Below are 13658 nucleotides of genomic sequence, written 5' to 3' on the forward strand. Positions count from 1 at the left end.
TTAGCATAGCCAAGAGGGCCAAAAGGCCCTCAAAGAAAGTGTAAAAAATAGCTGTAGTGTTATTTACCGCCCCATACCGTACCGGCAATATTGGTAATAGGCACGCCGACACTATTACCGTACTCCGTCCAGGAACCATCATAGTTACGTACGTCGTAGCCTAAAATTTTCTTCAGCGCGAACCAGGTATGGCTGGAGCGCTCGCCAATGCGGCAGTACACCACTACCGGCTTGCTGCCATCGATACCTACTGCCGCATATAACTGTTTTAACTCTTCTTTTGATTTAAAACTACCGTCCGCTGCCACTGCAGAACCCCAGGGTACATTCACCGCTCCCGGTACATGGCCGGCACGCACTGCCAGCTCCTGCACACCGGCCGGGGCAAATACTTTGCCTTCATACTCATCTTTAGAGCGGATATCTATCAGGCTGTAGTCGCGGCGTTTTTCGGCAATCGCCAGCACATCCTGTAAACCGGCACGCAGGCTGTAATCAGGCTCACCCAGAGTAATATTGCCCGGCTTAACCGCCTTTTGCGCTAGCGTCAGTGGCCGTTTTTCCGCTTCCCACTTACTACGGCCGCCGTCCAGCAGCTTTACATTAGGCACCTGATAAATATCAAAAATCCAGGCTCCCCAGGCCGCAAACCAGTTATTGGTGTCGCCATACAGCACCACAGTACTGTCTTTGGATACACCGGCCTTGCGCAGCAACTGCTGGAACTGATCTTTGGCTACTATGTCGCGCTTTACCGTATCAACCAAATCGGTGTGCCAGACAAAGTTACTGGCACCGGCAATATGGCCACGCTCATAAACTCCCGGGTTTACGCTGACCTCAATCAGCTTAACCTTTGGATTATTCAGATTTTTTTCCAGCCAGTCGGTGCTGACCAGATGCTCAGATGCCAGTACTGAACTACTGGTACTGACCCAGGCCGCCACCACCATTAGTGTGGTTGCTGCAAAACGTTTTATTGCCTTCATGTTTAACACTCCTTCAGTTAGCTATCTCTGTTATGTTCTGCTGATGCAGGTTTTTAGCACATTCCCGCCAACGGCCTTGCGTGTCAGCTGGCAAGCTAAATGCGCTGGTATTACAAATAGTTATAAAGCTTTAACCGATGCCGTAAAATATTGCGGCTAATGCCCAATAGCTTTGCGGTCTGCAACTGGTTTTGCTGGCAGTAATCAAACGCTGCCTTAATGACACAGCTTTCGATATGAGCAAATTTGTCTGGTTCATCACTGGCAAAAATAGGCTGCAATGCCTGCCCAAGCCCCTGGGTCTCAGCACCAACAAAAGTAGTGTTAAGTTGCTCACGGGCTGGAGTATTGGCAGCAACGCTGAGTGTAAAACCACTCAGATTCAGATCTTTTGCCTGTATATGTTGCTGCGTCATCACCAATAAGGCATGGTGGACCACGTTTTCCAGCTCGCGGATATTACCGGGCCACGGATAAGTTAACAGGGCATGGCGTGCCTCTTCAGACAACACAGTGCCACTAAGATGCAACCGGTGCTGGTACACCTGAATAAAATGGTGGCATAACGGAATAATGTCACCCGGCCTGTCGCGCAGTGGCAACAAATGCAGCCGGGCTACATTTAAACGATAAAACAAATCTTCCCGGAAACGGCCAGCTTTCACCGCCTCTTCCAACTGCACATTCGTTGCAGCAATCAGCCGCACGTCTATGGGGGTGGCAACCCTGCTTCCTACCCGGTAAATTTCGCGCTCTTGCAGCACACGTAATAATTTCACCTGCGTTGCTGCTGGCAGATCACCAATCTCATCTAAAAATAACGTGCCGCCGTTTGCCGCTTCAAACCAGCCCTTTTTTTGCTGTAACGCACCGGTAAAAGCCCCCTTTTCATGGCCAAATAGTTCACTTTCTATCAGGCTCTCTGGCAAGGCTGCACAATTTAAGGCCACAAAGGGGCCTTTGGCACGGTGGCTTAAACGATGAACTTGGCGGGCAACCAGCTCTTTACCAGTACCTGTTTCGCCAATCACCAAAGCGGTGGCATTGCTGGGGGCTATTTGCTGCAGGCGGCGATACAGCAATTTAGAGCGTGGATCTTCAAAAATAAGTGCTGTTGCGCGGATACTCAGCACATAATCGGCAGGGTTATCAAAAGTGACAACCTCTGTTGAGCTGCTAGTAGACTGCCGGTGGCGCGATGGCGCAAACGTATGCGGATAACTGATTGAAGATGTCATAAGCCTGATATTCCTGTTTTGACGCCCTGCGTCTGCTGGTTGTCTGTTCATCACTGAAACTGCCCGGGTCTAAACGGTAGAACAAACAATCAGAACAATAGTGTTGCATGGCTAAATTCTCCTTAGTGGTGGTGGTGTCACCCTACACCCGCAGAAAAAACAACCAAAATAATTAAATGTAATTATATATAACGCTTTTTATATTCTATTTGCGCATATGCAGACATCTTTGCTTCTACAGCAGCAGTGCTCCGTTCAGGCTGCCCGCTCAACAACAGGCCAGCACAGCAAAGTTAAATTTTATCGTTTAAATACAATAAGATAAAAATAAACACCCCTTTGGCATAGTCCCTGCTCTGCACTACATATCGTTTTAACCCGGCGTTACGGGTGTCATTTACAGCACAAGGTAAGAGAGATGTCTGAGCAAAAATACACGCTATCTATTGTTACACTGGCCACTGTTGCAGGCCTTTACAGCAACCTGGCAACTGCACAACTTAACACTTCGGCAGAAGCCGCAAGCCAGAGCAATCTGGCTCCTGATGCAGGGGTCGAGCGCATTATGGTTACCGCGCAGCGTCGCGAAGAGTCATTGCAGGAAGTACCGCTGGCCATTACCGCTATTTCGGGTGACTTTTTGCGGTCTGCCGATGCCATTCGAACCGCCAACGATGTCGTACAATTTGTGCCGAACGCATCGGCGTCTGCAACGGATGGCCGTACCCGGCCGCGCTGGTTTTTACGTGGTGTAGGTACCAATGATGTCGGTGCTAACACCGTTAGCCCCATCGGTATTTATAACGACGATGTTTACCTTAACAACGTTTATATTCAGGGTTTTCCGTTATTCGATTTGCAGCAGGTAGAGGTGCTGCGTGGCCCGCAAGGCTCGCTGTGGGGTAAAAACACCACAGGAGGCGCCCTACACTTTATCTCACGCAAGCCAACATTTTACAGCGACGGCTATGCCCGCCTCACTGCTGGCAGTTTTAACGAACGGGCGATACAAGGTGGCTTTGGTGGTGCTATCAATGACGATTATCTGGCTGGGCGCATCTCGTTTTACAACGAACAACGCGACGGCTGGGTAAAAAACCTCTATTCTGGTCGTGATGTAGGTGCAACCAAGGACACAGCGGCCAGAGTGCAACTACTGTTTACGCCACATAGCGATTGGGAACTGTTATTTAATTACCACACCCGTACCTTGGACGGCGATAAAAATCCGTCTAACTATTTTGCCGACCCGTCACGCAACCCGCCGTATAATTTTGGTTTTGAAGACCCCGCCGGCATAGATGTTATCAACCAGGTTGGCGATCCGGCTGAGCGCGGGGATGCGGACGGTGGCTCAGTAAAACTAAGCTGGCAGAATTATGGTTATAGTTTTACCTCAGTGAGTGCGTTTGAAAACGGTAACCGGATCCTAACCGGCGGCTCAGCCATTCCGGTAGATAATGCCCGCAGCTATGCCTGGGCCGACAGCAGCCAGTTCAGCCAGGAATTTCGTCTGACATCGCCCCGTGAGCAGCGTATCAACTGGATCCTGGGGGCATTTTACTTTGCCGAGTCACTTACCTCGGATATTAGCAGCGGTACTGTTGCTGATTTGCCGGCCGGTACGCCAGGCAGACGCGGTACCTTTTATGAACGCAAGTACTTTGAACAGGACACCTCAGGTTATGCGTTGTTTGCCAGCCTGACCGCCAACCTAACAGATAACCTGCGCCTGACCAGCGGGCTGCGCTACTCCTTTGAAGAAAAAGACTTTGACTACAGCTATACCAGCGGCGGACCACGCGGCACCGTCAACTTTATCAACCCGCTTGAATGGTGGCTACCACATGCCGTTGGTTCACCGCTTAGCATCGACACAGATTACAACAAGGATGACTGGGACGAACTAACCTATGACATTACGCCTGAATATCGCTTTAGCGACAGCATAAACAGTTACTTTCGTTACGCCAGAGGCTTTCGTGCCGGCGGCTTTGCCGTAAATGACAAAAATACCGTTGATGCCATAGACCCTGAGGTAATTGACTCCTACGAGTTTGGCGTAAAAAGCAGCTGGCTGGACAACAAACTGGTGGTTAACGGCGCAGTGTTTTATTACGACTACAGCGACATTCAGGTATTAGTGCTGCAAGTAAGGCCGGGGGATCCTAACGCCCAGGCCGTATTGCAAAATGCCGGCACAGGATATGTGCGCGGAGCTGAACTGGAAATACAGGCCAGCCCAAGCGACAACCTGCGGTTAAATGCCAGCTTCGGCCTGCTGAAAACGGAATATACTGATTTTCCCACTGTCAGAGCTGGCCAGCTCACCAATGCGAAAGGCAATGACTTCGCCCGGGCACCCAGACGCAGCGCCACGATTAGCGCAGAGTACGACTGGGCGTTAACCAATGGTGGCGCCATAACACTGGCTGGCGATTTAAGTTACCGCAGCCGGCAATACTTTAATGCTGTGACACAGAATAACCCGCTACTGGAGCAGGCTGGTTATGCCCTCAGCAATGCTCGTATCAGCTACATCACCCCATCTGAAAACGTTGAAATTACGGCCTCTGTCCGCAACCTGGCGGATAAAGAGTACACCATGCTGGCTACCGGCCCATCAAATAACGCAGTACGGCGGGTTTTTGCCCAGCCCCGTACTTTTGCGTTATCACTGACGGTTCATTATTAAAATACTGCTTACAGTGCGCCACTGAGTGGCGCTAAGGAACACAAGATGAAACAACTTAAGCTGCTTCTGCTCGGTCTGATACTGGCACATTTTAGCAGTATCAGCCTGGCGCAAGACTATCCTCAAAAGATACGCATCGCCGGAGGTGTGCATGTCCAACCTGACGGCAAGCTGGATTTAGGCAGCACACTGGCCGTCATTGAGCATCAGGGCTGGTTAAAGCAGCAACTGCAACAGCGTGGTATTGCGCTTGAGTACTTCGCTACCGCCCACGCTGCAACAGGCCCGATGATCAATGAGGGCTTTGCCAATGGCTCACTGGATTTTGCCAGCTATGGTGATCTGCCGTCACTGGTGGTTAACGCTGGTGGCGTCAGCACCCGCTTATTAGTACCTAATGGCCGCGGCGGCGATGCCTTTTTGGTTGTACCGTTGAATTCCACGGCGAAAACCATCCACGATTTAAAAGGTAAACGCATTGCGGTGCATCGGGGCAGACCCTGGGAGTTGCAGTTTATTAAACTGTTGCAATCCGAGGGTTTGGAGTATAAAGACTTTCGCATTCTGAATATTAACCCTGTGGCAGGTGCCGCAGCAGTTGCAGCAGGTAATATAGATGCATTTTTTATTACGTCTCAGGCCTATCTGCTGGAAGACCGTCAGGCGGCAAAAATTATCTGGTCAACTAAAGGCGCACCGGCAGACTGGAAAATGCGCACAGAGCTGTGGGGCCACCATGACTTTATCGAACGCTATCCCGAACTAACACAATTGCTGGTAACGGCCTGGGTGAAAGCGGCACACTGGCAATCGCAGGAAGAAAACAAGCCCCGGTTACTGGCGTTTAATACTCGCGATGGCCAACCTGAATCGGTGTTTTTACGCAGCTGGCATGATCCAACACTGAGTTGGCGTGAACGCTGGTCTCCTCGTTTTAATCATTATGTTTACTCGCACTACCGGCATGCCATTGACATTTCGGTGCAGCGCCGGATGATCCGCCGTCCGCTAAACATCAGTGAACTGGTTGCGCCGCAGTATGTTGAGCGTGCCCTTACCGAGTTAGCCCTAACAAACTATTGGCAGGATTTGAGCCAACCTGCCGACAACAACTCACAGCTGCTGACAGATTAGCTGTCACCAGTTGCTACTTCACACCCGCGCCTGTCGCGGGTGTTTTTTTGTTTGCTGTACAACAGCCCGCTACACCAGTGTTGCGGCAACAACAGCAAGCTGTTGTTTCACAGTCACCAACGTAAGCCCCATGGCGTTGCCCGCAGCCAAAAATCAATTAAATTTTAATTAAAACAACAAATTAAAAAACAAAAGCCACTACATAGCTAACTGGCATGCATGCTGCTACTTATAACTGCAGCTAAACAATAAACACTTGTTAAAAAACTATTCGATATAAGGAAACCTTACTATGTCAAATCATTTGTCCGCTGGCGGACAGCAACTGGACACGCTGTGGTACACGCGCTGTGGCATTCCTACCCCGCTGGGTATTGCCGCCCAGTTAGGCTGGTACGAGCACGAATTTACACCGTCCGGCATTGAAGTGCGTTCATTGCAGGAATCCAATGATCCGCAACAACTGGCTTCGCATTTTGAACATACACTACCGCATTCTTTTCGTCTTGGCGGCAGTATACCGCCAATTTGGGCCCGTTCGGCCGGCACCGACACCCGGGTAATTGGCATTTCCTGGATTGATGAGTATCAGGTGATCCTGTCACTGCCAGGCTCAGGTATCAACAGTATTCACGACTTAAAAGGCCGCCGTCTGGGTTTGCCGAAAAAAGCCAATAACACCACCATCGACGTTGCCAGAGCCAGTGCATTAAAAGCCTTTATTACCAGCTTAGAGCTGGCTGGGATCAATCATAACGATGTGCAATTTGTTGATGTTATTCAGCATGATACGCCAGTTCAGCATGTGTTGGCACCGGATACTGCAGTACGCCGCCCCCGCCAGCACAGCTATACCGCCGTGGCGCATGCGCTGATTAAAGGCGAAGTAGATGCCATCTATGTAAAAGATGTTAGAGGCGCTGAAACCGCGCATCTGCTCGGTGCCCAGGTGGTTCTGGATTTGGGCTTTCACCCTGACAAAGCGGTGCGCATAAATAACTGCACCCCACGCCCGCTTACTGTGAATGGCAATACCCTACGCGACCATCCGCAACTTGTAGACCGGTTTTTAAGCACCGTCGTTGAAGTTGGCTATTGGGCCGAGACACATCCTATTGAAACCATACGTGAAATTTCACGCGAAACCGGCTGGGCTGAACAATGGGTACGCTTTGCATATGGCTCTACTGTGCACCGGCACCTGCACACAACACTGGATGAAACTTCCATTAGTGCATTAGCCAGCTACAAAGACTTCCTGCTGCAGTGGGGCTTTTTAAAAGGCGACTTTGACATTAATGCCTGGATAGCCGCAGAACCACTGGCGCGGATTAACCAACAAAACAAGCGACGCTCTGCCTGATCCGAATTAATACAAACTAAATTAAGGACTTAATATGACAACCACACTACAAGCAACAACTACACTGCGGCCACTGTCGGCTCACGCCATCCAGGCTCAGCACGAAATTACCGAAGCAGGCCGTTATCTGCTGGAGTTTGGCGCTTTGGCACCGGCAGGACGCAGTGGCGCTTTTAATGGCGGTATCCGCCTGCCAGACAGTGACCATTTTGTCATTGCCAGCCGTGGCGGCGCCATCGAGGTAAGCCTGAGTGGCCAACATCTGGCTGGCGAACCAAATCGCGGTTTGATCGAAGTCATTGAAATTTATGCCTCGGTGTTTCGCGAGCGTCCGGATCTGAACGCCATTATCCACACCCATTCGCCAAACCTGACGGCCTATGCAATAGCGCATAAGCCATTTCCATTGCGCTACTGGTCGGTGGCCAAGCGCGCCGGAGTTGACGAAATACCGCTGGGAGACTGGGCACCACGCTACGCGGCAGAACCCGTATTAGCGTCACTGCGAAAGGCGCCTTCGGCTCCGGCGGTATTACTGCGCAACAGAGGTTTGTTTGCCTGGGGCAAAGAGGGCGTGCTGGCATTGGCCAGGCAACTGGCCAGCCTGGAAGAAGCGGCGGAGATCACCTTAAAAGCAGAAGTGCTCGGTGGGCCACAACCGCTGCCAGAAGGGGCTATCGCCAATTTTATTGCCGCCAAACGTGGCTAATAAAAGCCAAAGACATACGGCCAGGTATGTTAGCAAGCCGGGCCGTCTATCTTGTTATCAGGAGTTATTTATGAGCATTGAAACACTAAAAGTCGTTGGCTTATCAGGCGCCCTTAGCACCCTATCGCGTACGACTACCCTGGTGCAAAGCTACCTTGATAGCTTTGCCAGTCACGGCGTTAGCCAGTTAAGCTTACTGAGTATTGCCGAACTTGCGCCTTATCTGGCACAAACCACAGATCCAACAGCACTGCCGCCCGCGTTGCAACAGGCCGTAGCGCAGCTTAGTGCAGCAGATATCATCGTGGTGGCCAGCCCCGTATACAAAGGCTCTTATACCGGGCTATTTAAACACTTTATCGATTTACTCGACCCCCAACTGCTAAAAGGCAAAACCGTATTGCTGGCGGCCACCGGCGGTACCGAGTTACATGCACTGGTATTAGAACATCAGTTACGGCCGCTATTCAGTTTTTTTGGCGCATTAACTGTGCCGGCAACGGTGTTTTTAAAAGACAGTAGCCTGGTAAAGGTGGCTGACGGTAGCAGCTATCAATATCAGCTTGCCGCCCCGCTGGAACGGATAGCGCTAAGTGTCAGCCAGGCCCTGCACCTGCACGCTGGCCCGCCACCACTGCAGCATGCCGTTAATGCCGCTTAATCGCTAAGGAACACCACCATGCCCGGACAATCACAATTAACCCAAGTGCTGACGCAGCATAAACACCGCCATAGCGCCGGTCACAGCATATTGCACAGCCTGAATAAAACGGTACCTTCGCTGGCATTTTTACTGCCGTTACTGGTACTGGCCGCGGTTTGGCAATATGTCACCAGTACCGGCTGGTTCCCACCGGAGTTGATGGTTCCACCTGCAGTGATAGGTCAGGCCTTTAGCGACTTATGGCACAGTGGTGAACTCAGTATGCACCTGAGTGTCAGCTTGTCGCGGCTGGCGGTGGGCTTTGTATTGGGGTGCCTTATTGGCATGGTGTTTGGTTTGTTGATGGGCATCAGTCCTTTACTGGAGGATCTCAGCGCGCCGCTATTCAACATTATTCGCCAGGTGCCATCGGTAGCGCTGATCCCGATCTTGATCCTGCTATTTGGTATTGGGGAAACGTTCAAAATACTGATCGTAATTAAAGCCGCGTTTTTTCCTGTTGCATTAGCCGCCTATGACGCGGTGCGCAATGTATCCCGCGCCACCAAAGAAGTTGCCAAAGTGTATCAACTTAGCACTGTGCAGACATTCCAATTGCTGTTGCTGCCTGCAACCATAGCGCCGGTAATAACAGGAATGCGGCTGGGACTAGGCCGGAGCTGGGGGGTGTTGGTTGGCGCAGAACTATTGGCCGCCGAAAGTGGTATTGGCCAGATGATGGAATTTGGCCGCCAGATGTTTCAACTCGATGTTGTCATGGTGGGTGTGCTGCTTACCGGCATCATCGGTTTTAGTCTGGACAGAGCGTTCAAAGTGCTGAAACGCAGACTTAACCGTTGGCAACTCGCCTAAGGACGCCACTGATGAAATTGACAAATAACCTAGGCCGCAGCCGCACAACCATAGTGTGCCGGGGCATTATTGTGCCAGTGCTATTGCTGGCGCTATGGCAGCTTTTATCCACGCTTGGGCCACAGTATGCCTATGCCTTTGTACCGCTGCAGCACCTGGCGCACAGCGCCGTCGCACTGATCAGCAGTGGCGAGTTGTTGCTTAATATTCGCGCCAGCTTGTGGGTAGCATTACAAAGCTTGCTGACCGGCGGCAGTATCGGCTTAGTACTTGGCTTGCTGATGGTGTACTGGCGCTGGCTGGATTTGGCGCTGGGCCCGGTTTATCACACCCTGCGACAAATTCCGACCATGGGGCTTATCCCACTCATTGGCCTGTGGTTTGGCAACACTGAAACGGCCAAGTTGATTATCGTCAGCCTGGCAACTTTTGAAGTGATGTTACTCAACAGCTACGAAGGCCTGACAAGGGTCGAGCCACGCTACCGTGAACTGGCCAGCAGCTTGTCATTGTCCAAAGCGCAATTGTTTCGTTATGTCCTGTTGCCCGGTGCCACGGCCTCGATTATGACCGGCGTATTTCATGCCGTGGCTTTTGCCTGGCTTGCCACGGTAGGGGTAGAACTGCTGTTTACCGTCGGCCCCGGTATCAGTGTGATTATGGAACGGGCCCAGTTGGCCGAGCGGATGGATGTCGTCATCATCTGCATTACCACTATTGGCCTACTGGGTTTTGCGATGAATCAGTTTTGTGTCTGGTTGGCACGTCGGCTGCTCGCCTGGCGCCCTAGTTGATAATTGTTAATTAAAGGAATTGTTATGAACCGCTTATTGCCGGCAACCCCGTTGCCGACAACGTCCAACAACGGAGATACTGCCGCGCCATTCCGGCACCGTGGCGCTGCGACGGGTGCCTTACAGGCGCTTGATATAAATAAACACTTTGATATTCGTGGCCAACGACTGCAAGTACTGCACAATGTCTCGCTGACGGTACAAGCCGGCGAGTTTGTCAGTATCGTTGGCCCAAGTGGTTGTGGTAAGTCAACGTTGTTAAGGCTGATCCTGGGATTAGATCAACCCGACTCCGGCAGTTTACGTCTGGACGGCACCACCATTTCCGGAACCGGGTTAGAGCGGGGTATTGTGTTTCAGGACCATCGCTTATTACCATGGATGACGGTAGCACAGAATATTAATCTGGCTATGACCAACAGTAAACTCAGCAGTACAGAGCGAGCCACCCGAGTCGCACATCACCTCGCTTTGGTTAACCTGCAGGACTTTGCCAATGTTTACCCGCATCAGCTATCAGGCGGTATGGCACAACGCGCTGCTATCGCGCGGGCCCTGGTTAACCGGCCTCAGGTGCTATTACTGGACGAACCCTTTGGTGCACTGGATGCCCTGACACGTATTAAGCTGCAAACCGAGTTACAACACATTTGGCTGACACAACGCAGCACCGTGGTTATGGTAACCCATGACGTGGAAGAAGCCGTTTATCTGTCTGACCGGGTGGTTGTAATGCAAGCTAATCCGGGCAAAATTGCCCGAGTTGTCACGGTACCACAACCGCACCCGCGTAAGCGGCGTGACACCACTTTGCGTGATATTACAGACGATATTCTGCAAGATCTGTTGAGTAAGGGCAGCCATTGAATCAGCACGGCTTTTTACGCAGTTTTATGTTGCTGGCCGTCTTTGGCGGTGTTGCAATTGGCCTTGGCCGGGTCGTTACCACCTTTTATGCGCTGCATCTTGGCGCGAATAATGCGCAAATTGGCTATATCGCCGCTTTGGAGGCTTTTGGCCGTTTACTGGTTACCCTACCGGCCGGTTTTATTATCGCCCGTTACGGTGCCCGCAGCATCTATGCGCTTTCCAGCCTGGTACCTATGTTGCTAAATGCCTGTATTCCCTGGGTGAGCGTCTGGTATGGCGTTGCCCTGACACGCGGCTTGGTGGGTCTGGCGATCCCGTTTCGCATAGTGGCAATGAACAGCTCCTTTTTACAGCAATTGCACCTGCTGGGGCCGGCTAAAACAGGCTGGTACAGAGGCGCGCAGTCATTCGGCGTGATGATATTAGGCCCGGTTTTGGCCAGCCTGATGGTTAGCCATACCAGTTATACCTGGAGCTATTTATTAGTAGCGCTGATGTTTGGCATTATGGCGTTATGCAGCCATAAAGTGTTGCCCGGTGAAGAGGCCGCTGTTGAAACCGCGCACACTATACCGGCAGAAGGCTTTTTGTTACAGCTCAAAGCGCTGTGGAATATCAGAGCGGTACGCGATAGCTGCGTTGTCGAATTCGTGAACAGTGCAACTGGGGCGGTATTCACTACTTTTATTCTGGTATTGGCGCTTACTGTAGCCATGTTGCCAGACGAGTTGGCGGTGATGCTGGTAACGATTCAAGGGCTTACAACCGTCACCGCCTCTTTTGCTCTGGGCCACTTGCTGGCTATTATGGATAGGAAAAAAGTACAGTTACTCAGTGTCTTGCTGGCCATTGCCGGTTTATTGCTGCTAGGTACCTGCCTGCAATTTATCTGGCTTGCCATCGGCACTGTTCTGCTTGGAAGTGGCTCGTCTTTAATTGGCTTATCACGTACCTTGCAGTTAAGCCAGTTACCGGTCAGCAAAAGCAAAATTTCCGGTATTTACAATTTATCCAATATGTCCGGGGCTTTTGTCGGGGCTATTGCCGGTGGTTTGCTGGGGGAATGGCTCGGTTTACAAGGTTTGTTTTTACTCTGGATCCCGGTTTTTCTTCTGACACTATATTGGGCTAACCGCAAAGAGCACTAAAGTAAAGCCGAAGCGATTGCTTCGGCTTTACTACTACTTAGCTGCCAGTTTGTTCCTGTTGCTGTAATTCATCAACAAAACGGCCTTTAACCAGCGGTAATACCTCTTCGCCAACATGAAAGGCCTCTTCCAATGCCGGAGTGCTGGACAGAATAAAACCACGCACACCGGCATCAATATATTTATCAATATAAGCCGCAGCTTGCTGATAACTGCCAACAAAACCCAGCGGCGAACCCTGGCTGCCTAAAGTGCCAAAGCCGGCCCACAGGCCTTCGACAATCAGGTCTTCCACTTGCTGTCCGCGCTGTGCTTTGATACGCCAGGAACCCACACCGTCACCACGGCCTTGCCTGGCAGCTTTTTCTTCTACCGCATCCCAATCGACCTTTGACCAGGCATGCCTGACGACATCCCAGGCCTCAGCCTCAGTTTTACGGGCAATAATGTTAAACCGTACCGCAGGCTTAACATGACGGCCGTCTTTAGATGCCAGCTCATGCACACGCTTAAATTTGTTTATCAGGCCATCCCAGGGTTCGAGGTGACTTAAATCAAAGTCGGCATGCTTGCCCTGGGCTGCCAATGCCACGTCTGACGACCCGACAAAGTAAAGTTCCGGCCATACCTGGCCTGCCAGGGGCTGCGGTAACTGGGCATTGTCTACCTGATAGAACTTGCCCTGATAACTGAATGGCTTGCCCGACCAAACGCCTTTGAACACGTCCAGAAACTCTACCGTACGCTGATAACGGTCAGCATGTGCGATACGATCGCCCCACCATAACTGCCCCGGGCCACCGCCACCGGTAATAATGTTAAACAGCAACCTGCCGCCGGATAAACGCTGCAAACTGGCAGACGCTTTCGCTGCATACAAGGGATCAAACCACATCGGTTGATAGGCAATCATAAAACGTAAGGTTTTCGTGTGGCGCGCGATAGCCGACGCGATAACCCAGGGATCTTCTGAATCCTGAAACGACGGAATTAAAGCGCCATCAAAACCAGCCAACTCGGCAGCACGGGCAACCTCCAACAAATAATCATGGTATGGAATGCCATCAGATTGACCGTGAATAATAGCAGGGGTTTGGTTGCCGGCAACTAAGGGGCCCCAAGTCCCACGGGAATAATGGGTTTTGCTGATATCGCCCTTGCAACCATGAATTGGAATACGCCAATGAAACTGTACCATAGAA

Annotated in this window: 12 protein-coding genes; 9 read left to right on the forward strand and 3 right to left on the reverse strand. The window is 51.3% G+C overall.

Annotated elements, in window-relative coordinates:
• Nucleotides 1-59: 59 nt before the first annotated feature.
• Entirely contained in the window at nucleotides 60-989 is a 930-nt protein-coding gene (locus MN202_RS04970; RefSeq protein ID WP_335734986.1) for a sulfurtransferase, read from the reverse strand.
• A 110-nt stretch (nucleotides 990-1099) separates the two neighbouring features.
• Entirely contained in the window at nucleotides 1100-2227 is a 1128-nt protein-coding gene (locus tag MN202_RS04975; RefSeq protein WP_335734987.1) for a sigma-54 interaction domain-containing protein, read from the reverse strand.
• A 418-nt stretch (nucleotides 2228-2645) separates the two neighbouring features.
• Here MN202_RS04975 and MN202_RS04980 point away from each other — a divergent pair, with 418 nt between their 5' ends.
• From MN202_RS04980 to MN202_RS05020, 9 genes are all read left to right on the forward strand, one after another.
• On the forward strand, nucleotides 2646-4922 hold the full coding sequence (locus MN202_RS04980) for a TonB-dependent receptor (protein WP_335734988.1): 2277 nt from the start codon (nucleotides 2646-2648) through the stop codon (nucleotides 4920-4922).
• A gap of 45 nt (nucleotides 4923-4967) precedes the next feature.
• Complete coding sequence (locus MN202_RS04985) at nucleotides 4968-6056, forward strand: PhnD/SsuA/transferrin family substrate-binding protein (RefSeq protein ID WP_335734989.1); 1089 nt, start codon at nucleotides 4968-4970, stop codon at nucleotides 6054-6056.
• 292 nt (nucleotides 6057-6348) lie between these two features.
• Nucleotides 6349-7419 carry an ABC transporter substrate-binding protein gene (locus MN202_RS04990; protein ID WP_335734990.1) on the forward strand — a complete coding sequence of 357 codons (1071 nt, stop codon included), beginning with the start codon at nucleotides 6349-6351 and terminating at the stop codon, nucleotides 7417-7419.
• 34 nt (nucleotides 7420-7453) lie between these two features.
• Entirely contained in the window at nucleotides 7454-8128 is a 675-nt protein-coding gene (locus MN202_RS04995; protein ID WP_335734991.1) for a class II aldolase/adducin family protein, read from the forward strand.
• A gap of 70 nt (nucleotides 8129-8198) precedes the next feature.
• Complete coding sequence (locus MN202_RS05000) at nucleotides 8199-8789, forward strand: NAD(P)H-dependent oxidoreductase (protein ID WP_335734992.1); 591 nt, start codon at nucleotides 8199-8201, stop codon at nucleotides 8787-8789.
• A gap of 18 nt (nucleotides 8790-8807) precedes the next feature.
• A complete protein-coding gene (locus MN202_RS05005; RefSeq protein ID WP_335734993.1) occupies nucleotides 8808-9644 on the forward strand; it encodes an ABC transporter permease in 837 nt (278 codons plus the stop codon).
• An 11-nt stretch (nucleotides 9645-9655) separates the two neighbouring features.
• The gene (locus MN202_RS05010) at nucleotides 9656-10438 is read left to right on the forward strand and encodes an ABC transporter permease (protein ID WP_335734994.1); all 783 of its coding nucleotides are present in this window, start codon (nucleotides 9656-9658) and stop codon (nucleotides 10436-10438) included.
• Between the two features lie 24 nt (nucleotides 10439-10462).
• On the forward strand, nucleotides 10463-11305 hold the full coding sequence (locus MN202_RS05015) for an ABC transporter ATP-binding protein (protein WP_335734995.1): 843 nt from the start codon (nucleotides 10463-10465) through the stop codon (nucleotides 11303-11305).
• Nucleotides 11302-12456, forward strand: coding sequence for an MFS transporter (locus MN202_RS05020; protein WP_335734996.1), 1155 nt, complete (start codon nucleotides 11302-11304; stop codon nucleotides 12454-12456). The genes MN202_RS05015 and MN202_RS05020 overlap by 4 nt, the downstream gene beginning before the upstream one ends.
• Before the next feature lie 37 nt (nucleotides 12457-12493).
• Here MN202_RS05020 and MN202_RS05025 read toward each other — a convergent pair whose 3' ends face one another.
• The gene (locus MN202_RS05025) at nucleotides 12494-13654 is read right to left on the reverse strand and encodes an LLM class flavin-dependent oxidoreductase (protein ID WP_335734997.1); all 1161 of its coding nucleotides are present in this window, start codon (nucleotides 13652-13654) and stop codon (nucleotides 12494-12496) included.
• Between the last annotated feature and the right edge of the window lie 4 nt (nucleotides 13655-13658).

Source organism: Rheinheimera muenzenbergensis, assembly GCF_036984005.1.
Classification (GTDB): Bacteria; Pseudomonadota; Gammaproteobacteria; order Enterobacterales; family Alteromonadaceae; genus Alishewanella; species Alishewanella muenzenbergensis.